Raw genomic sequence first — 22,710 nt, 5'->3', positions numbered from 1 at the left:
GCGCAAGAGCCGGAGACGTGCCCTACCTCGCCCGCAACCCTGCCCTGCGGGTCCGCCCGGAATCCGCAGCCGCGCCCGGCTGAGGTGAGGCCGCCGCCCCACCCCGCCCAAAGCGCGGAGCTGCGCCCGGCGGGGGTGGCGCCGCTCTACGGGCCCACCCAAAGTTCGGAACTGCACCCGGCGGGGGTGGCGCCGCTCTACAGGCCCACCCAAAGTTCGGAACTGCACCCGGCTGCGACCAAGGCCGGGCCGGTGCGACCGTACGCGAGCGGGTCCGTCCAGGATCCGCGACCTTGCCGGGGTGCGGTGGGTCTGTCCTGCGGGCCCAGGGTCCGGAGCTGCCCCCGGTTGCGGCCAGGGCTTGGCCTGCGCGCCGTGCACGAGCGGGCCCGTCCGGGATCCGGAGCTGTGCCTGGCAGCCGGCAGGGTTCGGCCTGCCAACCGCACAAGAGCCGGTTCGCCCGGGATCTGGAGACCTTGTCAGGCAGTGCCCAGGACCTGGCCGGCCTGCCCCCGCCCAGGACCCGGGTGGTTGGCCGGCCGCGTCCTGTGGTGGGTCACGTCCAGGGCCAAGGAGCTTGGGCGGCGCCGTTCAGGGCCAGGGTTCTAGAGGGTTCCTTCCAGGGCCTGGGTGAAGTCGGCCCACAGGTCCTCCGCGTGCTCGATGCCGACCGCCACCCGCACCGTCCCCTCGGAGATGCCATGCCGTCCCAGCTCCTCGGCGCTCAGCGACCTGTGCGAGGTCGTGGCGGGGTGCAACACCAGCGTCTCCACCCCGCCCAGCGAGGGGGCGAGGAGCGCGAGCTTCAACGAGGCCATGAACTTCTCGCCCGCCGCGCGGCCGCCGACGAGGTCGAAGGAGAACACGCCACCGAACTCCGGCAGCAGCTTGACCGCCACGTCGTGCGAGGGATGCGAAGGCAGTCCGGGCCAGTGCACGGCGCTGACCGCGGGGTGCTCGGCGAGCCTGGTGGCCAGCACGCGGGTGTTCGCGCAGTGGCGCTCCATCCTGAGCGGCAGCGTCTGCATCCCTCGCAGGGTCAGCCACGCGGCGAAGGGGTCGGGGGTCGAGCCGAGCTCGATCGCGAAGTGCCACACCTTGCGATAGAGCTCCTCGTCGGCGAAGACCGCGATGCCGCCGAGCACGTCGGTGTGCCCCGACAGATACTTCGTGGTCGAGTGGACGACGATGTCCGCGCCGTGTTCGAGCGGGCGGCAGAGCAGGGGCGAGGCGAAGGTGTTGTCGACGACCGACAGCAGGCCGAGGTCCTTGGCGGCCGCGCACATCGCGGGCAGGTCGGCGACCTGGCACACGGGGTTGGCGATGGTCTCGAGGTAGACGAGCTTCGTCTCGGGGCGGACAGCCGCGCGCAGGGCGGCGGGATCGTCCTCCGGGACGTGGCTGACGGTGATGCCGAAGCGCGACACGAGGTCGTTGATCATCGCGGCGGTCCCGCCGTACAGCGCCTTCTGGGCGATCAGGTGGTCGCCTGGCTTGAGCAGGCCGAGCAGGACCGAGTTGATCGCACCCATTCCGGAGGCGGTCGCGACGGCCGCGACGCCGCCCTCCAGGCCGGCCACGGCCTCCTCGAGCGAGCGCACCGTGGGGTTCGAGAGCCTGCCGTACACGAAGGCCCCGTCGGGCCTGCCCATGCCGTCCGCGAAGACCTCGGGGTCGTCGAAGACGAAGCCGGAGGTCTGGTAGATCGGCACAGAGATCGGCACGCTTCCGCTGATCACGGGCCTGGGGATGTGGACGGCGCGGGTCTCGGGACGCAGTTCGGTCATACCGATAAGGATGTCCCGTTTGACGGTTGGATGTCAGATCCAATCACCGATAATTGGTCCATGGATGAGGCCAATCTTGCGGATCTTCTCGGCCGGTGGGCGTCCGGACGCGGCCCGCTCTACCTGCTGCTCGCCGCCCGGCTGCGCGACCTGATCGACGACGGGCTGCTGCCGCCGGGCGCCTCACTGCCGCCCGATCGGGTTCTCGCCAGGCGGCTGGCGGTGGCGAGGGGCACCGTCGTGGCCGCCTACGACCTGCTCCAGCAAGAGGGGCGCGTGGTCAGGCGCAGGGGCAGCGGCACCCGCGTCTCCTCCGCCGACCTGCCGGCCACCCGTACGACGAACGAGGTGAGCAGCAACCCGCTGCTGTCGCACATCCTGCACCCACCCGACGGCGTCACGCTCCTCACCTGCGCCGCGCCCGACGAGCCGCCGCCGCTGCTGGCCGACGCCTTCAGCGAGGCGGTCACGCTGCTGCCCCGCCGCGATCTCGGCTACCACCCAGCCGGTCATCCCGCGCTCCGCTCGGCGATCGCCGACTACTACACGCGGCGCGGGCTGGCGACCCACGCCGCCGAGATCATCGTCACCACCGGCGCGCAACAGGCGCTCACCCTGCTCACCGGCCTGCTGGTCAGCCCTGGCGACACCGTCCAGACCGAGACGCCCACCTACCCCGGCGCGCTGGAGGTCTTCCGCCACGCCGCGGCGGTGGTGCGGTCCAGCGTCGACGCCGCCCAGCGGCCTGCCCTGATCTACGTCACGCCCACGGCGAGCAACCCCACAGGCGCGATCATGGATACGGCCGAGCGCAGGCGGCTGGCCGCTTCGGCGGTCGCGCACGACGTGCCGCTCATCGACGACGAGGTCTGCGCCGAGCTGTGCTTCTCGGGCGACACCCCGCCGCCGCTGGCCTCCTTCACCTCCGGCGAGCAGGTCATCACCATCGCCTCGCTGAGCAAGCTCGTGTGGGGTGGCCTGCGCGTGGGCTGGATCCGCGCCGCCGCCCCGCTGACCGCCCGGCTGGCCAGGCTGCGCGCCATCCACGACCTCGGGGGCGATGTGCTGTCCCAGCTGGCGGCGGTCTCGGTGCTGTCCAGACTCGACGACGTACGGCGGGCACGGCTCAAGGTGCTTCGCGCAGGCCACGACCGGTTGCTGGGCGAGCTGCGGGCCAAGCTGCCGTCGTGGGAGTTCGCTCCGGCGCTCGGCGGTCAGACGATCTGGGTCCGGCTGCCTCGCGGCGAGGCCGACGCCTTCGCGCAGGTGGCGCTGCGGCACGGGGTGGCGATTCCGCCGGGCCGTTCGTTCGACCCTGCGGGAGGCCACGCCGACCACATGCGGTTGCACTTCCTCTTCCCGCCGGCGGAGCTGACGGCGGCGGTCGACGCTCTGGCGGCCGCGTGGGACGCCTACGACGGCGCCCACCACACCGCCACCCGGCACACCCTGATCGTCTGACGCGCCGGCACCCCGCACCCGCGCGTGGCCTGCCCGATGCGACGCCCGACGGGCGTTCACGTGGCTACCCGCTGCGACCCCATCACCTCATCGATCCGGGGAAAGCGCGGCAAGTCATGAATTCTTCACTGCCCACCGCGAGTGGCACCCCGAAGAATCAGACACATGATCCAGGTGAACGGACTCACCAAGAGCTACGGGGATTTCCCGGCGGTGAAGGGCATCTCGTTCGAGGCCGCCCCAGGGGAGGTCTTCGCGCTCCTCGGCAGGAACGGCGCGGGCAAGACGACCACGATCGAGGTGCTGGCCGGGTTCCAGCGCGCCGACGCGGGCGAGGTGCGCGTGCTCGGCCTCGACCCGGCCAGGGACCGCAGAGGCGTACGGCGGCGCACCGGCATCATGCTGCAGGAGGCGGGATTCTTCCCCGATCTCACGGTGGCCCAGACCGTCGACTCGTGGCGGGACTTCACCTCCGCGGCCAGGCCGACGGGTGAGGCGCTGGAGCTTGCGGGCCTGCTGGACAGGGCGCCGACGAAGGTGCGGCAGCTGTCGGGCGGCGAGAAGCGCAGGCTCGACCTGGCGCTGGCCCTGCTCGGCCGTCCCGAGGTGCTGTTCCTTGACGAGCCGACCACCGGGATGGATCCGGAGGCGCGGCGCAACACCTGGGACGTCGTCCGCGGGATCGCCGCCTCGGGCGCCACCATCCTGCTGACCACGCACTATCTGGACGAGGCGCAGCGCCTCGCGGACCGTATGGCGATCATGGACCACGGGGAGATCGTCGCCGGTGGCGGCATGGCGGACACGCTCGCCGCGCAGGCAGGCAGGGTGTCGTTCGAGCTGCCCACCGGCCTCTCGCCCGGGGACGTGCCTCTGGCGGTGACCGTGGCGGGGCGCGTGGCCACGTGCAGGACGGAGGATCCCGACCTGGCCGCGCAGGAGTTGCTGAGCTGGGCGGCGGAGAAGGGCCTGCGGCTGCGCGGCCTCGAGGTGCGGACGGCGTCGCTCGAAGACCTGTTTCTGGAAGGGGTCGACCATGCGTGAGTTCGTGGCCGTGGCCAGGTTCGGCGGGCGGCTGTACTGGCGGGACAAGGTCGCTCTGTCGACCTCGGTGGCGTTGTCGCTCGGGCTCGGCATCGGCCTGCCGTTCATGATGGCGAAGGTACGGCCGGCGGAGGCCGGGGTGCTGCTGGACACCCACCTCGGCGTGCTCGCCATGGGCCTGACGGTCGCCGCGCTCATGCAGACGGCGGTGACGTTGACGGCGCGCAGGGACCAGCTGATCCTCAAGCGGATGCGGGCCACCGGCCTGCACGATCGCGAGATCATCGGCGGCGAGCTGCTCAACGTCGCCGCGCAGGCCGTGCTGCTGGCCCTGACCGTGTGTGTGGTCCTCTACGCCGCCGCGGGCCTGCGGATCCCGCGCGACCCTGTGGTGCTGGTGCTGTTCGTGGTGGCGGCCGCGGGCGTGTTGTCGCTGCTCGGCGCGGCGTGGACGGCGGCGATCTCCAGGGCCGAGGTGGCCGCGGTCATGACCATGCCGTGGTTCCTCCTGGCGGGTGTGGGGGCGGGTGGTTTCGGACCCGTCGTCCAGTTGCTCCCTTCGTGGGTGGGGACCCTGCTGAACCTGCTGCCCACCAGCGGCTTCGTGGCGGGCGCGCGCGCGGCCTACACGGGGCAGGGTGATCTGCTCCTCCCGCTGCTGAACCTGGCGGTCTGGGCGGCCGTCGCGCTCGCCGCGATCCGCCTCAGGTTCCGCTGGGAACCTCGAAAGTCATAATTGGTCGCACTATGACCTCCGATGCCGCCCGCCGCCTCGCGATCACGGTGATCGCGACCATCTCCGCCTGCTACACGGTGATGGCCGTCGTGCTCTATCTCATCTCCACCTACCTGGTCTACGTCCCGTTCTCGATGAGCCTCTGGGCGATCGCGGCCGGCGTCTGCACCGGCGTCCCCCACTACCTGCACGTGCGGGCAGGCCTGCGGGGCGAGCGGCCTCCGCTGTTCCCGACGACCCTCATCGTGCAGGCGGTGGCCACCTACCTGACCAACCTCGTCCTCCCGTACGGCTGGTCCGCCGTCGTCTCGCCCCTCTTCGCCGGGTCGCTGCTGATCCTGCTGCCGACACGTCTCGCGTGGCCGCTGGTGGGGCTGGCCACGGTGTACCAGGGCTGGCAGATCTACGGGGCGACCGGCGGGCACATGGCGCTCACGCTCTTCTACGCCGTCACCGTGTTCAGCACCGGCGTGATGATCTACGCGCTGGTCAGGAGCGCCCTGATGGCCAAGGAACTGGACCAGGCGAAGGCGGAGCTGGCGGAGGCGGCGGTGCTCAAGGAGCGCCTGAGGATCTCCCGCGACCTGCACGACGGGCTGGGCCGCAGCCTCACCGCCATCGCGCTGAAGGGCGATCTGGCCGCCAGGCTCGTCGAGCGCGACCCCGTCTCCGCCAAGACCGAGGTCGGCGAGCTGGTGCAGGTCGCCCGCGAGGCCGTCCAGGACGTACGGCAGGTCGCGCGCGGCTACCGGCAGATGTCGCTGGCCGGAGAGGTCGACAGGGCGGTGTCCCTACTGGAGGCCTCAGGCGTGGCCTGCCAGGTCAACCTGGCCGCGGCCACGCTGCCGCGACTGTCCGAGGAGGCGATGGCGTGGGGCGTGCGCGAGGCCGTCACGAACGTCCTGCGCCACAGCCGCGCGACGACCTGCTCCATCAGCACCTCGGTCAGAGCGGGCAGGGCGCGCCTGGAGATCGTCAACGACGGCGCCTCCGCCGTCTCGCCGGTGTCCGCGGGCAACGGCCTGACCGGCCTCGAAGAGCGCGCGAGCCAGGCGGGCGGCGCCGTCACCGCCGAGCCCTCCGGAGCGAACGGGTTCCGCCTCACGATGGAGGTCCCCACGTGATCAGAGTGCTGCTCGCCGAGGACATGCACATGATCAGAGCGGCGCTGACCGCGCTTCTCCGCCTCGAACCCGACATCGAGGTCGTCGCGGAGGTGACCAGGGGCGACGAGATCGTCCCTGCGGCGCTGGACGTGCGGCCCGACGTCGCGATCGTCGACATCGACCTGCCGGTGGTCGACGGCATCACCGCCGCCGCCGGCCTGCGCACGCTGCTGCCGTCCTGCCGGATCCTGGTGCTGACCGCGATGGGCCAGCCCGGCCAGGTACGGCGGGCGCTGGAGTCGGGCATCGAGGCGTTCCTGGTGAAGGACGCCCCGGGGGATCGGCTCGCAGACGCCATCCGCAGGACGGCGGCGGGGCTCAGGGTGCTCGACACCGACCTGGTGGCCTCGGCGATGGAGTACGGCGAGAGCCCGCTCACGCAGCGCGAGCGCACGGTGCTGGCGGAGTCGGCCCGGGGGGCGACGGCGGAGGAGATCGCCTCCCGGCTGCACCTGTCGGCGGGCACCGTGCGCAACTACCTCACGGGGGCGATCACCAAGACGGGCGCCAGGAACAAGATCGACGCCATCAGGATCGCGGAGGACGCCGGCTGGCTCTGATCCGGGCGGCGCGGCCATCCGGCGGCCGCCCGGGAGAGCACGACGTCAGACGTCGGTGATGCGGATGCCGGCGTGCGCCTTGTACCGGCGGTTGATCGAGATCAGGTTCGCCGTGAGCGCCTCGACCTGGTGGGCGTTGCGCAGCCGCCCGCCGTACACGCCGCGCGCCCCGGGGATCTGGAACGCGAGGGCCCGCACGACGTCGGTGGCCTCGCGGTCGTCGCCGAGCACCAGCACGTCGAGGTCGATCTTGTCCACCGCCGGGTCGAGCAGGAGCACGGCCGACACGTGGTGGAAGGCGGCGACGACCCGGCTGTCGGGCAGGACGGCGGCGGCCTGCTGGGCGGCCGAGCCCTCCTCGACCGGCAGCGCGTAGGCGCCCTGCTTGTCGAAGCCCAGCGGGTTGACGCAGTCGATCACGATCTTTCCGGACAAGGGGGTGCGGAGGGATTCCAGCGTCGCCTTGTGCCCGTCCCACGGGACGGCGACGATCACGATGTCGGCCTCGGCGGCCACCTCGGCGTTCTCCGCTCCCCTGGCGCCGTCGCCGATGGACTCGGCCGCCTCGTGGGCGCGGCCCGCGTTGCGCGAGCCGATGAGCACGGGGTGTCCGGCCAGGGCGAACCGGCGGGCGAGACCCTTCCCCTGGTCGCCGGTGCCGCCCAGGATGCCGATCGTCAACCCGCTCACTTCAGGAAGGTCAGTCATAGGGCAGATCATGCCAGCACCGGAGTTCGCGTCCCGAACCCAGGTCCCCCATGGACCCGAACGCCGTAACGGCGGAAAGCGGCGGCGGCAGTGTCACAGGTCAGGCACCATAGACGGATGGACGCAGGCTCGGTGGCTTTCCTTCGCGAGGTTCTGGCCGAGACCGGCTGGCTGGAACGCACGCGCGAGCTGGGCATGGCGCTGAGAGCCACCCGTTCCCCCGGCGGCCTGCTCCTGGTCGGCACACCCGACGACGAGCCGTGGCACCTCACCGCGCACCTCGGCGACGAGGCGCGGCTGGCCGGGTTGCCGCAGCTGGCGCCCACCCTGGTGCGATGGCGTCCGCCACGGCAGGCTCCCGCCCACCTGCGGGTGGGCCTTGAGCGCATCGAGCGGGCGGGCAAGGGTGAGACGCTGTTCGTGGTCGCCGAACGGCAGGCGCCGACGCCGCTGCTGGAGCGGGTCGACGACGCCAGGCGCACCGGCGCGACGATCCTGGCGTTGGAAGGCGGCGATCCCGACCTGGCGGGCCTGGCGCACGACGCGCTGGCGATCCCCGCCGGCGGGCCCGTCAGCTTCGACGGCGCGCAGCATCTGGTGAGCGCCGCGGCGGGCGAGCTGCCGCAGCGTCCGGGGCTACGAGACCGGCTCGCCAGGCTCCTGGAGCGCGTCAGCGGCCCTCAGGTGGTCGACTAGCGCCTCCTCGATCGCCGCGATCACCACGGCGTGCACGGGGTCGGGCTCGCCCGACCTGGTGCGGCTCAGGCGGGTGACCGCGTCGAGCCTGCGGGCGCCCACGTCAGCGATCTCGCTGACCCTGACGAACCCCTCGGGCACGTCGAGGAGCGCGAGCTCGGGCACGATGGCCACCCCGTGTCCCGCCGCCACCAGCGCGAGCGTCGGCGGGAACTCCTCGATGACGTGCACCCTCCTGGGCGCGAACCCGTGCAGCGACGCCAGCCGTTCGAGCGCCTGCCCGCAGGCCTGGTCGCGCGGCCCCGCCACCCATGGCGCCGCGGCGAGCTCGGCGACGGTCGTGGGCGCCGAGGGCCAGCCGGGCGGCACCACGACGCGAAACTCGTCCACGTGGAGCGTTCGCGAGACCAGCGAGGGCTGGACCGGCGCCGGGAGGCTCGCGTCCCGCTCCGTGATCACCAGATCGGCCCCGCCCAACCGCAACTCCTCCAGCGCGGGCGGCCCGACCAGCTCGCGGATCACCGGCGTGATCCGCGGATGCCGTACGGCCAGCGCCCGCAGCGCGGGCACCAGCAGGTGGGTGATCACCGTGGGGAAGGCGGCGATGGTCACGGGCCCCGCGAGCCGTTCGGTGAAGAGCGTCAGCTCCCGCCTGGCCTCGGCGAGCTCGTCCTCGATCCGGTCGGCGTATCCGGCCAGCACGCGCCCGGCGGGAGTGAGGGACACCCTGCGCTGCGAACGGTCGATCAGCGCCAGCCCGACCTCGCGTTCGAGCTGGGCCAGTTGCTGGGAGACCGCCGAGGCGGTGAGATGCAGGGCCTCGGCCGCCCGCATGACCCCGCCGCGCCTGGCGACCTCGTGCAGGACCCGCAGCCGCCTGGGATCGATCTCCATTAGCTCAGCTTAACCGGAGCTGAAGATTTCGTTATTTGCTCTGCACCAAAGGCGTTCACGACAATGAGCGGCATGAACCACAGGGAGGCCGCCCGTTGATCGTCGAACTGAGTCACCGGATCACCGAAGGCATGGTGACCTATCCCGGCGTCCCGGGGCCCGTCCTCGGATCCCACCTGACCAGGGAGGACTCCCGCGAGGTCTACGCGCCCGGCACCGAGTTCCACCTCGGGACCATCTCCATGGCCTGCAACACGGGAACGTACGTGGACACGCCGCACCACCGCTACGCCGACGGCCCCGACCTGTCACAGGTGCCGGTGGAGCGGCTGGCCGACCTGCCGGGCATGGTCGTGCGCGCCGAGGGCCGCCCGAGCATCGGCATGGACCTGCTGGACGGCCTCGACGTGCGCGGCATGGCCGTCCTCCTGCACACCGGGTGGGACAGGCACTTCGGCACGGACGAGTACCGGCACGCACACCCCCACCTGGAGGCCGAGGCCGCGGCGTGGCTGGCCGAACAGGGCGCGGCGCTCGTCGGCATCGACTCGCTGAACATCGACGCGACCCCGCCGCGAGGCGAGCGCCCCGCCCACACCCTGCTCCTCGCCGCGGGCATCCCGCTGGTCGAGCACCTGACCGGGCTGGCCGGGCTGCCCGACAGCGGGTTCCGCTTCCACGCCGCGCCGCCGATGGTCGCCGGTCTCGGCACCTTCCCCGTCAGGGCGTACGCGGTGCTCTAGTCGTCGTCATCCTGATCCTGCTCGTCCCATGCCTTGTTGCGGTCGGCGGCGCGTTGCAACGCGCCTGCCGCCTCCTCCTCGGAGGCGTAAGGGCCCATGCGGTCCTTGTTCGGGCAGCCCTGGTCGGGCTCGACGCGCATGTGCTTGAGGCAGAACCACCATTGACCTTCGCTCACGGGGTGAATTGTGCCCCGTAAACTCGGTTTCATGACCACACTGCTCCAGCCCGGGCGGATCTCGCCCATGCGCAAGGTTCCCGCCCACATCCAGCGGCCGGAGTACGTCGGCAAGAAGCAACCGAAGACCGGCGAGGCCGACGTCAAGACCCCGGAGATCATCGAGCGGATGCGCGTCGCGGGCAGGATCGCCGCGCAGGCCCTCGAGGAGGTCGGCAAGCACATCGCCCCCGGCGTCACCACCGACGAGCTCGACCGGATCGGTCACGAGTTCCTGCTCGACCACGGCGCCTACCCGAGCACCCTCGGCTACCGCGGCTATCCGAAGTCGCTGTGCACCTCGATCAACGAGGTGATCTGCCACGGCATCCCGGACGACACGGTCCTGCGCGACGGCGACATCGTCAACATCGACATCACCGCCTTCATCGGCGGCGTCCACGGCGACACCGACGCCACCTACCTGGTCGGCGACGTGGACGAGGAGTCGCGCCTGCTGGTCGAGCGCACCCGCGAGGCGATGATGCGCGCGATCAAGGCGGTCGCTCCCGGCCGGCAGCTCAACGTCGTGGGCCGCGTCATCGAGGCGTACGCCAAGCGGTTCGGCTACGGCGTCGTGCGCGACTTCACCGGGCACGGCATCGGCACGACGTTCCACTCCGGGCTGATGGTCCCGCACTACGACGACCCGTCGCACCAGGTGGAGCTGGTGCCGGGGATGACGTTCACGATCGAGCCGATGCTGACGCTCGGCACGATCGACTACGACATCTGGCCCGACAAGTGGACCGCCGTCACCAAGGACCGCAAGCGCACCGCGCAGTTCGAGCACACGATCCTGGTGACCGACGGCGGCAGTGAGATCCTCACACTCCCGTGAGCGCCGCGGGCGAGGTCGTCCGCGGCCACGGGCCTGCCGTACCGGATCAACGCCTGCGCGGTACGGCGCCCGACACGGTCGTGCCCTCGCCCTGAACGCTGCTGACCGACAGGGTGCCGCCGAGCTCGGCCATCAGCGCGCGCATGCGAGCGATCCCCCTTCGCTCGTGCGGCATCGAGAACCCGTCGCCGTCGTCGCTCACCGTCAGCCTCAGCCCCCGCCTGCCCACGGTGACGGCCACGGAGACCGTGGCGGCGCCGCTGTGCAGCTCGACGTTGAGCAGCGCCTCCTCGACCACGGCGAGCACGCCTCCGGCGATCGCCGCGGGGACGTCGCCCTGCGGAAGGGCCCAGACCTCCACGGCGATGCCCGTGCGCTGCGACCACTCCGTCAGACATCCGTCGAGGGCCTCGGCCAGGCCCTGCCCCCCGCGCATGCGCGTCTCATCCACCAACTCTGCACTCACCTTCCTGAGCACATGGCGGGCGATCACCGAGGCCGTTCCCTGGCGCCCCCACGATGGCCAGGACCGGCAGCTCATGAATGTGATGCCCGTCTCCCCCGCCCGCAAGGTTACCGGGCGGTTCGGAAGCGCGTGGCCGAAGATAGAAGGCCGTAGCCGCAGGGCTACTCGACCTGGTCGCGGCGGTTCAGCCTGGCCAGGTAGTCGTTGTAGGAATCGAGCTCCGCGTCGCCCGTGCCGCCGGTGCGGGCGGCCACCGCGTCGGCCCTCCTGTCGGCCCTGCGGGCCTGCCTGTCGTCGTCGCGGTACCACTGGAAGGCCAGCGCGAGCAGCACGATCAGGGTCGGGATCTCGCCGAAGCCCCAGGCGATCGCCCCGCCGTCCTGCTGGTCCACCAGCGAGGACACCCCCCACGTACGGCCGAGCTGTTCGTACCACTCGGCTGCGACGACGGTGCCCATCATCATCAGCGCGATGCCGAAGAAGGCATGGAAGGGCATGGTGACGAACAGCGTCAGCAGCCGGCCGACGTGCGGGAGCTTGTGCGGCGCCGGGTCGACGCCGATGATCACCCAGAAGAACAGCGACCCGCTCAGCAGGAAGTGGAGCGTCATCGCGATGTGGCCGAGGTGCTCCTCCATCGCCGCGGCGAACAGCGGCGTGAAGTAGAGCGCGTAGGTCGAGGCGATGAAGATGGCCGTGGCCATCGCCGGGTGGGCCAGGACGCGGACGAACCGGCTGTGCAGGATGACGTTCAGCCACTCGCGCGGACCCCTGTCGCCGCGGCGGGCGGCGGGCTTGAGCGCGCGCAGCGCCAGCGTGACGGGCGCGCCGAGGACCAGGAAGATCGGCACCAGCATCGCGAGCGTCATGTGCTCGATCATGTGGACGCTGAACAGCACCTTGGCGTAGCGGGCCAGGCCGCTCTGCGTGGCGATGACGAGGATCGCGACGCCGACGAACCAGGCGATCGTGCGCCCCCACGGCCACGCGTCGCCGCGGCGGCGCAGCCGCAGGACACCGGCGGCGTAGAGGCCGGCGAGCCCGGCGGCGAGCAGCGCGAAGAACAGGTCGAGCCACCACAGCGAGACCACGTTGCCGAGCGAGATCTCCGGCGGCATCGTGAAGCCGAGCAGTTCGAAGGCGCGGTCGGCGGGCAGCGCCGTGACCGGTGGCTTGGTGCGCGACAGCGCGACGGCCAGGCCCATGGTGGCCGACATCAGCACGAGCTCGCCGACCGCGAGGCGGGTGAAGGCGCCGGGCTTGCCCTTGTCGAGCTGCCCGATCGTGCGCTGGCGGTGCCACCAGCCGATGTAGCCGAGCACGACGAACGCGACGGTCTTGGCCACGAGGAGCACGCCGTACGCGGAGGTCCACAGGTCGCTGACCGCGGTCAGCCTGGCCAGGACGCTGAACAAGCCCGACAGGCCGACGCCGATGTAGCACCACACGGCCATCCTGGAGAAGCGGTTGGCCGCCACCTCCAGCTGCGGCTGCTTGCGCAGCCCGTGGATGATCAGCACGATCAGCCCGCCCACCCACAGCGCCAGCGACACCAGGTGGACACCGACGCCTGTGGTGGCCAGACCGTGGTTGGGCGAGGAGGAGACATGGCTGGTCAGCGCGGGCGGCAGCATCGTCACCAGCGCCAGCGCGAGCAGGCCCGCCGAGGCTCCCGCGGTGATCACTCCGCGGGAGAACAGCGCGATGGCGACGCCGAACAGCACCACGAGGGTGAGCGCGATGCCCTGGCCGACCTGGCTGGCGAAACTGGTCAGCTCGTTGCCGCCGAGCACCTCGGCGACGGGCAGGCCCAGCTGCTCCGACAGCGAGAAGATCATGGTGAGGGCGGCGGCGCCGGCCCAGACCAGCGCTGTCCATGACGCCGCCGTGACGTAGCGCAGCGCCGACCTGCCGAGCATGCCCTTGTCGCTGGGCAGGAAGACGGTGGCGGCCAGCAGGAGGCCGACGGTGGCCACCCCCGCGAAGTCCATCGCCATCTTCGCGATCGGCAGGCCCCACCGGGTCAGCGTGCCCTCGTCGGGCAGTCCGGGGATGATCCGAGGGAACGCGGCGCCTCCGGCGATCATGCCGATGACGAGGGCGACGAGCGCCGCCCCTGCCAGCGCGAGCGCGAGACGCGCGGTCCTGGTCACGGCTTCTTCTTCCTGGCGCTCAGCAGGAAGCCGATGCCGACGCCGACGAGCCCGCCGATCACGATGACCAACCAGACGGGGAAGCCGGTGGACGCCTGGGCCGCCTGCTGCTGCGCGGCCGGCTGGGGCGTGGCAGGGGCCGCAGGGGCCGCTGACGAGGTCGCGGCGGGCGGCGCGCTCGCGGCGGCCGTGGAGGCGGGCTCCTCGGCAGGCGTCGGCTGCGGCGCGCCCTTGACCTTGAACGGGATCTCGCCCTCGATGGGATGCCCGTCGGAGGAGACCACTCTGAAGGCGATCGTGTAGCCGCCGTCGGGCAGGACGCCCTTGAGCTTCTGCGTCACGACCTTGCCGTCGATCTCCGGCTTGCCCTCCTGCACCTGCGCCCCGTCGGCGGAGCGCACGATCACGAACGGAAGCTTGGGAGTGGCGTTGAACTCCAGCTCCACCTTCTCCAGCGTCGAGACGGTGGAGTCCTTCTTCGGGGTGCTGCCCTTCAGCGCGTCGTGGGCGAGCGCGGGCGACGCCGGCAGGACGGCGGCGACCAGGACAGCGAGCAGGGCGGTGAAGGCCGCCAGCGGAGATCTCTTCATGGCATCCCCAAGGCTACCTACCGCCCCGCCCGGTGGTGACGTCGCTACAGGCCCACGCAGGCGAGCGCCCGGTGGTAGGCCTCGACGGTGGCCTCCTCGTCGCCGAGGCCCTCCAGCGTCTCGGCCAACGCGTACCACTTGGTGGCCGCCTGGCGCGAGGTGGAGGCCCGCTCCATGAACCGCACCGCGTCGCGGGCGTTGGCCAGCGCCTCCTCCCTGCCGCCCATGGCGCCCTGCGCCCTGGCGAGGACCATCCGCATGTGCGCGTCCATCTCGGGCGTCTGGTCGGCCAGCAGGTCCTCGGCCGACCTCGCGTGCTCGGCCGCGCGCTCGGGGTTGCCCGCGGTCAGCTCCACCGTGGCGAGCTGAAGCTCGGCGATGGCCTGGTCGGTCACGCCGGCCGAGGTCTCGGCGATGTCCTTGGCCGTCTGGCTGAACAGCTCCCTGAGCTTGTCGGTGTCGTGCGGCTGGAGCCTGGCGCGGTGCCCTGCCACGGCGCCGCGGAGCCTGGCCAGGTTGCGCGGCGCCGTGGCGGTCTCCGACTGGATGGCGTAGGCGCGCTCGACCAGGCTGAGCGCCTCCTCCGCCCGTCCGATGGACTCGGCGACCCTGGCGGCGTTCCAGCTGGCGGCGACGGCCGAGCGCGGGGTGCCGAGCAGCTCGGCGGCGGCCAGCAGCTCGGCGGAGAACTGGCGGGCGCGCAGCAGGTCGCCGCGCACCCAGTAGACCGACAGCAGCGTCGCGCCCAGCTCGACCAGGCCGTCGGTCCAGGCGGGGCGCACCGCCCCGGACAGGATCCGCTCGCCGACCTGCACGGCGGCGACCAGCTCGCCCTTGTCGCGGTAGCACCTGCACAGCGCCAGCGCGATCTCCACGTGGCGCTCCGCGCTGAGGTCCTCGCCGTCGAGCCGCCTGAGGATCCTGATGGCCTCGGCGATGTCGCCCGTGGCCTCCGTCGCGAGCGCCAGGCCGTACTCCGCCTCTTGACGAAGAGCGGTCAGACCCGTCAGGTTATTGTCCGCAACCAGCTCGGCGAACCTGGTCCGAGCCTCGTGAACCTCGCCGTTCTCCAGCGCGAGCCGCGCGTAGCCCAACCCGAGCTCGAGATCGTTCATCTGCTCGGCGGTCACGCCGTTGACGAGGTAGCTGAGTGAACAGTCGAGCTTCTGGGCCAGGAGCTCAAGCACCGCAGGGGTTGGCGTGCGCTTACCGCTCTCGATGAGCGAGACATAACTGTCAGACAACTCAGGGTGAGCGAGCTGGGCCTGTGACAGGCCACGCTGGCGGCGGACCGTCTTGATACGGAGTCCGACCAGATCAGATGTGGTCACGGCAACGTCTCCCTGGGATGATGTACTTCAAGCACCACCTGAGCGAGGGAGAACCCCCCATGCGCAAGCGACTTGTCATGTCCGCACTCACTGTCCTCATCGCGGCTATTGCCACGATTGGAGGACATGTTACGACTGCCGGTGCCGAAGTGTCTCCTAGTCAGCCGAGCTTCGACTACCTCTGCTGCTAGTGCGCGCCAGTGCTTGCTGGAAGATGCCGCTGTCAAGCCCTCGAATCGCCACAATTCGGGGGCTTCGGCATTCCCACGGGGGATTAACAGCGTAACCAGCCCGTCTATATTTCAACTACAGGCGATATTGATCTTCGATCGTCTGCGTTCATGATTAGGCTTGCCGTCTCACCATCCCTCTGCGGCGAATTCCGGAGGCTTGTGTGTTCATCGCTCTTCTGGGCCCTGTGCTCGGACGGCTCCATGGACGCGAGGTCTCGCTCGGCGCACCCCGCCAACAGGCGATCGCGGCGATCCTCGCCTGTTCGGCCGGCAAGGTGGTCCTGAAGGAACACCTCATCGACGGCCTGTGGGGCGAAGATCCCCCGAAGAGCGCCGAGCAGAGCGTCTACACGTATGTGGCCGGATTGAGAAACGTCCTCGAACCCGGCAGAGGATCGCGTGGAGAGCCGAGGATACTCGTCGGTGTCCCCGGTGGCTATTCCTTACACGTGGACCCTCTCCACGTCGACTGCGTCGCCTTCTCCGCCCGCCTCGAGGACGCCGCGCGCCGGCGCGCGGAAGGCGATCTCGAAGGGTGCCTTGACCAACTCGATCTGGCGTTGGAATTGTGGCGGGGACCCGCGCTCCCAGGGGTGCCGGGGCCGTTCGCCGAGGCGCGCAGGCTCCACCTGGACGAGTTGCGCGTCACCGCGATGGAGCGCAGGGCCGAGGTCATGGTCGAGCTCGGCAGGTACCAGGAGATCCTGCCCTCGCTGATGAAGCTGGTGAACGAGCAGCCGCTGCGCGAGGGGCTGCGCGAGTCGCTGATGCGAGCCCTGCACCTGAGCGGACGCCAGGCGGAGGCGCTCGAGGTGTTCAGGGACGGCGAGCACCTGCTGGCGGAGGAACTCGGCGTCGACCCCGGCGAACGGCTGCGCGCCTACCGCGACGTGATCCTGCGCGGCGAGACCCCCGCACCGGCGCCCCCCATCATCACCGTCCCCCGCCAGCTTCCCCGCGACCTGCTCGGCTTCGTCGGGCGCACCACCGAGCAGCTCAGGATCCGCTCGCATCTCGCGCCATGGGACGAGGCGCCGCCCACGCCCGTGGTGGCGATCTCGGGTCCACCGGGCGCGGGCAAGTCCGCGCTGGCCGTCCACGTGGCCCACGCCGTCGCCCGCCGCTTCCCCGACGGGCAGCTCTACGTGAACCTGCGCGGCGGCACCCCGGGCGTCAAGCGGCTCACCCAGGCCCAGGCGCTCGGCAGGCTGCTGCGAGCGCTCGGCACCGTGCCCGAGCGGGTGCCCGTCGACCTCGACGAGGCCGCCGCGCTGTGGCGCGACCTGCTCAGCGACCGCCGGGTCCTCGTGCTGCTCGACGACGCGGCCAACCTCGCCCAGGTACGGCCGCTGCTGTCGCTTCCCGCCGGCTGCGCGGTGCTGGTGACCAGCAGGGAGACCCTGGCGCCCGCCGACGACTGCGTGCAGGTGCGCCTGGGGACGCTGCAGGACGCCGAGGCGGTCACCATGCTGGCCAGGCTGACAGAGGCCAGCCGTACCTCCGCCGACCCCGCGGCGACGACCAGGCTGGTCAGGCTGTGCGACGGGCTGCCTCTCGCCCTGCGCATCGCGGGCGCGCGGCTGGCCAGCCGCCCGGACTGGACCGTCGGCATGCTGGTGGACCGCCTGGCCGACGAGCAGCGCAGGCTCCACGAGCTGGAGTCGGGTGATCTGGCCGTCAGGTCGGGTCTGACGGCCAGCTGGCAGGCCCTGCACGACAGCGACCACCCCACCGACAGAACGGCGGCCAGGCTGCTCCTGCTGCTCGCGCTCATCAGGGTGCCCGACGTGAGCACGGAGGTCGCCGCGGCGCTGCTGAACGCGCCCGCCGCCGAGGCCGAGCGCGCTCTCGACCGGCTGGTCGACGCCAACCTCGTCGAGCGGGGGCGCGCGTGGCACTACCAGATGCACGACCTGGTCAGGCTGTTCGCCAGCGAACACGTCGTGGCCGACCGCGTCGCGTGCCTCGACAGGGTGCTCGGCTACTACCTCGTCTCCGTCGAGCACGCCACCCGCCTGATGGACCCGCACAGGGTGCAGGCCGACAGCCCCGCCGTCCAGATGCGCCCGCACCCGGTGACCGACCGCGACGAGGCCCACGACTGGCTCAACGCCGAGGAGCCCAACCTGGTGGCCGCGGCCGCCCAGGCGATGGACGACCCCGACGAGCGGATCGCGCGCCTGGGAGCCGCGCTCAGCATCGCCCTGCGCTGGTTCCAGCGCCACTCCTACAGCCTGGTGGACATGATCTCGCTGTGCCAGCGGGCGCTCGCGGTGGCCAGACGGCTCAGCGACGACGCCATGGCGCTGGAGGCCCACGGCGGGATCGCCAGCGGCTTCGGTCATCAGGGCCAGGCCGACACGGCGGTCCGCCATCTCAACGAGGAGCTCAAGCTGGCCAGGCGGCTCGGCGACAGGTTCGCCGAGCAGCGCGCGCTCGGCAACCTGGCCAACTCCTACGTCGACGTGGGCCGCCACGACCTGACACTGCGCCATGCGATGGCGCAGCTGAAGATCGCGACCGAGATCGGATCCCAGGTGGGCCAGCGCTACGCGCTGCTCATGGCGGGGCACGCCAACGGCCGCCTGCGCAGGTTCGCCGAGGCGGAGGAGTGCCTGACCAGCGCGCTGGCGATGGCGCGGAAGGTCGGCGACCTGGGCCACGAGGGCGCCATCCTCGGCGTGCTGGGCCTGATCAAGATCGACGAGGGTGACCTCGACGCCGGTGTGGAGGCACTGACGGCGGGGCTGGCCGTCGCCCGCACGGTGAAGTCGCTGAACACCGAGATGAACTGCCTCATCACCCTGGCCAGGGCGCATCGGCTGCTCGGCAGGCCGCGGCAGGCGCGCGCGTTCCTGAGCGAGGCCGCGTCGCTGTCCAGGGCGATGCAGTCGGCCGAGTTCAGCCGCCAGGTGGCCGAGGAGCGGCAGGCCCAGGGGGCGGGCGACGCGCTACCCCTGGCCGGACTGGTCTGACGGGCGGGCCTCCGCGCCACCGCGGGGCCCGGCCACCGGCTCCGCGGATCCGGGGTCAGCGGGCCCGCAGGGCCAGGAAGAAGTCCACGCGGTCGGCCATCGTCGACAGGTCCCTGCCCGTCAGCTCCTCGACGCGCCTGATCCGGTAGCGCACCGTGTTCACGTGCACGTGCATCCGCTCGGCGCACGCGTTCCACGACCCGGCGGTGTCGAGGAAGGCGCCGAGGGTCCGCACCAGCTCCGACTGGTGCTTGGCGTCGTAGTCGAACAGCGGCTCCAGCAGCCGGTGGGTGAACGAGCGCCGCACATCGCCCGGCACCGTGGCCAGCAGAAGGGCGTGGGTGTAGATCTCGTCGCTGGTGACGACGCCGCCGGAGCGGGCCTCGGCCATGCGGAGGGCGTGGCCCGCCTCCTCGATCCCTCCTCTGATCGAGGAGGCGCCGGTCAGCGCGCCGCTCACGCCGATCGAGACGCTGGTGTCGCGCAGGGCCGACAGCACGCCGAGGCCCGCTCGCAGCCGGTCGGCGAGGAAGGAGACGGGACCGGTCAGCGGGACCAGGGCCACCGCTCCGTCCGTGCCCGCCGCGGCGACCACGCCGCGCCCGAGCAGTTCCTCCAGCACCTGCCCTCCCAGCGTCGCCGGGTCGGGGCCGCGGGCGGCCCCCGGCCGCCGGACCGACGCGGTCACCACCGCGTACGGCTCGCCCGGCTCCAGCCCGCACGTCCGCAGCCGGGCGTTGAGCTCGGCGGGATCGGACTCGTCGGCGAGCGCGGCACCGACGAGCTGTTCGACGAGGCGGCGCTCGACCCGCCTGCCCTCCTCCATCCTGGTGCGCTCGAGCGCGACGCAGGCGGCCAGCTCGAAGCCGAGGTCGGCACGGCCGAGCAGGTCCCCTTCGCACGCCAGCACCCACCCCGCGGCCCTGTGACCCCTTCCGACGCCGAAGAGCGTGTGGCCCTCGGACACGCAGGGAAGCCTGGGCGCCGCCAGATAGGCCATGGCGAGCCGTTCGGGATCGGCGCAGGAGCCGACGACGACCTCGCCTATGGAGGAAAGCACAGCCCCTCCGACACCCAGCTCGGCGGCGGTGAGGGAGAACAGCTCGGCCAGGTCCGCGCCCTCCGCGACGGCGTCGACGATCCTGCGCTGGCGGCCGAGCGCGGCCCTGACCTCACCCGACAGACGCGGGGCCGCCACCTCCCCGACAGCGCGGAAGGAGACGGCGGTCGGGATCTCCAGCAGCGGCATGCCCGCCTGCGCGCAGGCGGTCACCAGGTCGTCGGGGACGTGACCGAGCCACGCCTGGCCCGCGCCGAGCGCCGCGACGCCCGCGGCCCGCAGCGCGGCGACGAAACGGGCGGAGTCGGCCGGCTCGTGGCGCCACATGAGCCCGCTGAGCACCAGCTCTCCGCCGGTGAGGTAGCGGCCGGGGTCGGGCAGGTCGGTGACGTGCACGGCGGTGAACTCGGTGTCCTCGTCCCCTGTCAGCAGGATGAGGCCGAGCTCCGAGACGGCGAGCAGGTCCCTGATGCGCACTTGGAGGAATATACAAGTGGACCCAAGGACGGCTTACCGCGATTTCACATCACAGACATAGGCCGTCCCGATGCCGAGTGCTGTACTCGGAAGATGACGGAGACGGCCAGCACCACGCGGCAGGGCGTGGGCGAGAGCGTCAGGCGACCTGACGCCACCCTCAAGGTGACGGGCGAGTTCGCCTACTCCTCCGACCTGTGGCTCGACGGCATGGTGTGGGGCGTGACGCTGCGCAGCCCGCACGCCTCGGCGTGGATCAGGTCGATCGACATCGGTCCCGCGCTGGCCATGCCCGGCGTGCTGGCCGTGCTGACGCACGAGGACGTGCCCGGCGAGAAGTTCTACGGCCTGGAGCACAAGGACCAGCCCGTGCTGGCCATCGACCAGGTCCGCTACCAGGGCGAACCGGTGGCGCTCGTGGCGGCCGAGCACCCGGAGACCGCTCGCAGGGCCGCGGCCGCCATCGTCGTCGACTACGAGGTCAGGGAGGCGGTCACCGACCCACGGCTGGCCACGGAGTTCGTCAGGAGGCAGCCCGTCAGGGTCGGCGACACCTTCGAGGCGGAGGTCGTCGTCACCGGCGAGTACGAGGTCGGCATGCAGGACCAGGCCTTCCTCGGCCCCGAGTCCGGCCTGGCCGTACCCGCCGAGGACGGCGGGGTCGATCTCTACATCGCCACGCAGTGGCTGCACGTGGACCGCGACCAGCTCGCGCCCTGCCTGGGCCTGCCCCCGGAGAAGGTACGGCTGTCGCTGGCGGGCGTGGGCGGCGCGTTCGGCGCCCGCGAGGATCTCTCGATGCAGGTGCACGCCTGCATGCTCGCGCTCCGGCTCGACCGGCCCGTCAAGATCGTCTACGGCCGGGAGGAGTCGTTCTACGGGCACGTGCATCGCCATCCCGCGTGGATGCGCTACGAGCACGGCGCCACCCGCGACGGCGAACTCGTCTACGTCAAGGCGGAGATCCTGCTCGACGGGGGCGCGTACTGCTCCTCCTCCCCCGCCGTCGTCGGCAACGCCGCCTCCCTCGGCGTCGGGCCGTACGAGGTGCCCAACGTCGACATCGTGGCCACGGGCGTCTACACCAACAATCCGCCGTGCGGCGCGATGCGCGGGTTCGGCGCGGTGCAGGCCTGCTACGCCTACGAGTCGCAGATGGACAGGCTCGCCGCCGCCTGCGGCCTCGACCCCGTCGAGATCCGCGTCCGCAACGCCGTCTCCCAGGGCTCCGCGCTGGCCACGGGCCAGATCATCGACTCGCCCGCGCCGCTGGCCGAGATGCTGCGCGAGCTGGCCGCCATGCCCATGCCAGGCCCCGCCACCCAGGACCTGCGCGACCTGCCGGGCGGCGTCTCCCAGACCACCCACGGCGAGGGCGTACGGCGAGGCGTCGGCTACGGCGTCGGCATCAAGAACATCTGCTTCTCCGAGGGCTTCGACGACTACTCCACCGCCAGGGTCCGGGTGGAGATGATCGGCGGCGAGCCCCACGCCACCGTGCACACCGCGGCCGCCGAGGTCGGGCAGGGCCTGGTGACGATCCAGGCCCAGATCGCCCGCACCGAGCTGGGCGTCGACAGGGTCACGGTCGCCACCGCCGACACCCGGGTCGGCTCTGCGGGCTCGTCCTCCGCCTCCCGCCAGTCCTATGTCACGGGCGGCGCGGTCAAGGCGGCCTGCGAGGCCGTGCGGGAGCGGTTCGAGGGGCTGCCGGTCGCCGAGGCGCTGGAGAAGCACGGGCCGATCGAGGAGACGCGGGAGTTCAGGCACCGGCCCACCTACCCCATGGACCCCGTCACGGGACAGGCCGACTCCCACACCCAGCTCGCGCTGTGCGTGCACAGGGCGGTCGTGGACGTCGACGTGGAGCTCGGCCTGGTCAAGGTCGTGGAGCTGGCCGCGGTGCAGGACGTCGGCAGGATACTCAACCCGGTCGCGCTGGAGGGGCAGATCCACGGCGGCTCGGCGCAGGGGCTCGGCCTGGCGCTCATGGAGGAGATCCAGGTGCGCGACGGGCAGGTGCTGAACCCGTCCTTCACCGACTACCTCATCCCGACCGCGCTCGACATGCCTCCCATGCAGCTGTCGATCCTGGAGAACCCCGACCCCGCCGCGCCGTACGGGCTGAGGGGCGCGGGCGAGCCGCCCACGCTCTCCTCGACGCCCGCCATCGTGGCCGCCGTCCGCGACGCCACCGGCGTCGCGCTGACCAGGGTGCCGGTACGGCCCGAGCACATCGTCGGGGTCCTTTCATGAGAATCGCGTGGCCGCGCTAGGTTGGGTGCTCGACAGGCTCGACTAATCACGGAGGAAAGTGCCCTCATGTCCGAAGCGCGCGAGGCGGCCAAGGCCGAGTTCGAGAAGTTCGACACCGACCACGACGGCGTGCTCACGGCGGGCGAGATCCGGCAGGTGAATCAGGCGCTGGGCGGTCACGGGGTCACCGACGAGGAGATCGAGGCGTTCGTCGCGTCGGCCGACCGTGACGGTGACGGCAGCATCACGCTGGACGAGTTCGTCGCACTGGTCGGCGGCGGGAAGCACGAGCAGCGGTAGCCGCAGGGCAAACCGGG

Annotated in this window: 20 protein-coding genes; 11 read left to right on the top strand and 9 right to left on the bottom strand. The window is 71.6% G+C overall.

Going from position 1 to position 22,710, the window contains the following annotated elements:
- Positions 1–606 precede the first annotated feature (606 nt).
- On the bottom strand, positions 607–1,788 hold the full coding sequence (locus AC3EO4_RS00715) for a trans-sulfuration enzyme family protein (protein WP_431892875.1): 1,182 nt from the start codon (positions 1,786–1,788) through the stop codon (positions 607–609).
- Positions 1,789–1,848: 60 nt separating this feature from the next.
- On the opposite strand from AC3EO4_RS00715, the gene AC3EO4_RS00710 reads away from it, so the two are divergent.
- From AC3EO4_RS00710 to AC3EO4_RS00690, 5 genes are all read left to right on the top strand, one after another.
- Positions 1,849–3,249: an aminotransferase-like domain-containing protein gene (locus AC3EO4_RS00710; RefSeq protein WP_431892872.1), complete on the top strand. Its 1,401-nt coding sequence runs from the start codon at positions 1,849–1,851 to the stop codon at positions 3,247–3,249.
- Positions 3,250–3,414: 165 nt separating this feature from the next.
- Positions 3,415–4,293 (top strand): ABC transporter ATP-binding protein, encoded by an 879-nt coding sequence (locus tag AC3EO4_RS00705; RefSeq protein ID WP_379579803.1) that lies wholly within the window; start codon positions 3,415–3,417, stop codon positions 4,291–4,293.
- Positions 4,286–5,029: an ABC transporter permease gene (locus AC3EO4_RS00700; RefSeq protein ID WP_431892869.1), complete on the top strand. Its 744-nt coding sequence runs from the start codon at positions 4,286–4,288 to the stop codon at positions 5,027–5,029. Before AC3EO4_RS00705 ends, AC3EO4_RS00700 begins: the two co-directional genes overlap by 8 nt.
- Positions 5,030–5,040: 11 nt before the next feature.
- Positions 5,041–6,153: a sensor histidine kinase gene (locus AC3EO4_RS00695; RefSeq protein ID WP_431892866.1), complete on the top strand. Its 1,113-nt coding sequence runs from the start codon at positions 5,041–5,043 to the stop codon at positions 6,151–6,153.
- On the top strand, positions 6,150–6,755 hold the full coding sequence (locus AC3EO4_RS00690) for a response regulator transcription factor (protein ID WP_379579810.1): 606 nt from the start codon (positions 6,150–6,152) through the stop codon (positions 6,753–6,755). The genes AC3EO4_RS00695 and AC3EO4_RS00690 overlap by 4 nt, the downstream gene beginning before the upstream one ends.
- Before the next feature lie 45 nt (positions 6,756–6,800).
- Here AC3EO4_RS00690 and npdG read toward each other — a convergent pair whose 3' ends face one another.
- A complete protein-coding gene (gene npdG / locus AC3EO4_RS00685; protein ID WP_379579812.1) occupies positions 6,801–7,463 on the bottom strand; it encodes an NADPH-dependent F420 reductase in 663 nt (220 codons plus the stop codon).
- A 117-nt stretch (positions 7,464–7,580) separates the two neighbouring features.
- On the opposite strand from npdG, the gene AC3EO4_RS00680 reads away from it, so the two are divergent.
- Positions 7,581–8,159 (top strand): hypothetical protein, encoded by a 579-nt coding sequence (locus AC3EO4_RS00680; protein ID WP_379579814.1) that lies wholly within the window; start codon positions 7,581–7,583, stop codon positions 8,157–8,159.
- On the opposite strand, the gene AC3EO4_RS00675 is transcribed toward AC3EO4_RS00680, so the two are convergent.
- Positions 8,100–9,053, bottom strand: a complete 954-nt coding sequence (locus AC3EO4_RS00675; protein ID WP_379579816.1) for a LysR family transcriptional regulator — start codon at positions 9,051–9,053, stop codon at positions 8,100–8,102. The genes AC3EO4_RS00680 and AC3EO4_RS00675 overlap by 60 nt on opposite strands.
- 95 nt (positions 9,054–9,148) lie before the next feature.
- Between AC3EO4_RS00675 and AC3EO4_RS00670 the strand changes: the two genes are divergently transcribed.
- On the top strand, positions 9,149–9,796 hold the full coding sequence (locus AC3EO4_RS00670; protein WP_431892863.1) for a cyclase family protein: 648 nt from the start codon (positions 9,149–9,151) through the stop codon (positions 9,794–9,796).
- Here AC3EO4_RS00670 and AC3EO4_RS00665 read toward each other — a convergent pair.
- Positions 9,793–10,005: a hypothetical protein gene (locus AC3EO4_RS00665; protein ID WP_379579821.1), complete on the bottom strand. Its 213-nt coding sequence runs from the start codon at positions 10,003–10,005 to the stop codon at positions 9,793–9,795. The two genes, AC3EO4_RS00670 and AC3EO4_RS00665, sit on opposite strands and share 4 nt — an antisense overlap.
- On the opposite strand from AC3EO4_RS00665, the gene map reads away from it, so the two are divergent.
- Complete coding sequence (map, locus tag AC3EO4_RS00660; protein WP_379579823.1) at positions 10,004–10,852, top strand: type I methionyl aminopeptidase; 849 nt, start codon at positions 10,004–10,006, stop codon at positions 10,850–10,852. The two genes, AC3EO4_RS00665 and map, sit on opposite strands and share 2 nt — an antisense overlap.
- A 46-nt stretch (positions 10,853–10,898) precedes the next feature.
- Here map and AC3EO4_RS00655 read toward each other — a convergent pair whose 3' ends face one another.
- The 4 genes from AC3EO4_RS00655 to AC3EO4_RS00640 form a co-directional block, all read right to left on the bottom strand.
- Complete coding sequence (locus AC3EO4_RS00655) at positions 10,899–11,303, bottom strand: sensor histidine kinase (RefSeq protein ID WP_431892860.1); 405 nt, start codon at positions 11,301–11,303, stop codon at positions 10,899–10,901.
- Positions 11,304–11,479: 176 nt separating this feature from the next.
- Positions 11,480–13,471 carry a bifunctional copper resistance protein CopD/cytochrome c oxidase assembly protein gene (locus tag AC3EO4_RS00650; protein WP_431892858.1) on the bottom strand — a complete coding sequence of 664 codons (1,992 nt, stop codon included), beginning with the start codon at positions 13,469–13,471 and terminating at the stop codon, positions 11,480–11,482.
- Positions 13,468–14,061: a copper resistance CopC family protein gene (locus AC3EO4_RS00645; protein ID WP_379579829.1), complete on the bottom strand. Its 594-nt coding sequence runs from the start codon at positions 14,059–14,061 to the stop codon at positions 13,468–13,470. The genes AC3EO4_RS00650 and AC3EO4_RS00645 overlap by 4 nt, the downstream gene beginning before the upstream one ends.
- A gap of 44 nt (positions 14,062–14,105) precedes the next feature.
- The gene (locus AC3EO4_RS00640) at positions 14,106–15,392 is read right to left on the bottom strand and encodes a helix-turn-helix domain-containing protein (RefSeq protein WP_379579831.1); all 1,287 of its coding nucleotides are present in this window, start codon (positions 15,390–15,392) and stop codon (positions 14,106–14,108) included.
- Positions 15,393–15,786: 394 nt separating this feature from the next.
- On the opposite strand from AC3EO4_RS00640, the gene AC3EO4_RS00635 reads away from it, so the two are divergent.
- Positions 15,787–18,600 (top strand): AfsR/SARP family transcriptional regulator, encoded by a 2,814-nt coding sequence (locus AC3EO4_RS00635; protein WP_431892856.1) that lies wholly within the window; start codon positions 15,787–15,789, stop codon positions 18,598–18,600.
- Between the two features lie 55 nt (positions 18,601–18,655).
- On the opposite strand, the gene AC3EO4_RS00630 is transcribed toward AC3EO4_RS00635, so the two are convergent.
- The gene (locus tag AC3EO4_RS00630) at positions 18,656–20,137 is read right to left on the bottom strand and encodes a helix-turn-helix domain-containing protein (RefSeq protein ID WP_431892855.1); all 1,482 of its coding nucleotides are present in this window, start codon (positions 20,135–20,137) and stop codon (positions 18,656–18,658) included.
- Positions 20,138–20,230: 93 nt separating this feature from the next.
- On the opposite strand from AC3EO4_RS00630, the gene AC3EO4_RS00625 reads away from it, so the two are divergent.
- Positions 20,231–22,393, top strand: a complete 2,163-nt coding sequence (locus AC3EO4_RS00625) for a xanthine dehydrogenase family protein molybdopterin-binding subunit (protein WP_379579837.1) — start codon at positions 20,231–20,233, stop codon at positions 22,391–22,393.
- A gap of 21 nt (positions 22,394–22,414) precedes the next feature.
- Positions 22,415–22,693, top strand: coding sequence for an EF-hand domain-containing protein (locus AC3EO4_RS00620; RefSeq protein ID WP_379579839.1), 279 nt, complete (start codon positions 22,415–22,417; stop codon positions 22,691–22,693).
- Positions 22,694–22,710: the final 17 nt, after the last annotated feature.

The sequence above is a fragment of the Nonomuraea sp. bgisy101 genome (assembly GCF_057708945.1).
The sequence above is the reverse complement of the archived record's forward strand: the minus strand, read 5'-3'. Positions and strand labels throughout refer to the sequence as shown.

Excerpts from the sequence above, each read along its gene's own strand:
- AC3EO4_RS00695 (WP_431892866.1), top strand. The coding sequence starts at position 5,041 with ATGACCTCCGATGCCGCCCGCCGCCTCGCGATCACGGTGATCGCGACC.
- map (WP_379579823.1), top strand. The coding sequence starts at position 10,004 with ATGACCACACTGCTCCAGCCCGGGCGGATCTCGCCCATGCGCAAGGTT.
- AC3EO4_RS00680 (WP_379579814.1), top strand. The coding sequence starts at position 7,581 with ATGGACGCAGGCTCGGTGGCTTTCCTTCGCGAGGTTCTGGCCGAGACC.
- AC3EO4_RS00715 (WP_431892875.1), bottom strand. The coding sequence starts at position 1,788 with ATGACCGAACTGCGTCCCGAGACCCGCGCCGTCCACATCCCCAGGCCC.
- AC3EO4_RS00710 (WP_431892872.1), top strand. The coding sequence starts at position 1,849 with ATGGATGAGGCCAATCTTGCGGATCTTCTCGGCCGGTGGGCGTCCGGA.
- AC3EO4_RS00665 (WP_379579821.1), bottom strand. The coding sequence starts at position 10,005 with ATGAAACCGAGTTTACGGGGCACAATTCACCCCGTGAGCGAAGGTCAA.
- AC3EO4_RS00675 (WP_379579816.1), bottom strand. The coding sequence starts at position 9,053 with ATGGAGATCGATCCCAGGCGGCTGCGGGTCCTGCACGAGGTCGCCAGG.
- AC3EO4_RS00705 (WP_379579803.1), top strand. The coding sequence starts at position 3,415 with ATGATCCAGGTGAACGGACTCACCAAGAGCTACGGGGATTTCCCGGCG.
- AC3EO4_RS00625 (WP_379579837.1), top strand. The coding sequence starts at position 20,231 with ATGACGGAGACGGCCAGCACCACGCGGCAGGGCGTGGGCGAGAGCGTC.
- npdG (WP_379579812.1), bottom strand. The coding sequence starts at position 7,463 with ATGACTGACCTTCCTGAAGTGAGCGGGTTGACGATCGGCATCCTGGGC.
- AC3EO4_RS00645 (WP_379579829.1), bottom strand. The coding sequence starts at position 14,061 with ATGAAGAGATCTCCGCTGGCGGCCTTCACCGCCCTGCTCGCTGTCCTG.
- AC3EO4_RS00700 (WP_431892869.1), top strand. The coding sequence starts at position 4,286 with ATGCGTGAGTTCGTGGCCGTGGCCAGGTTCGGCGGGCGGCTGTACTGG.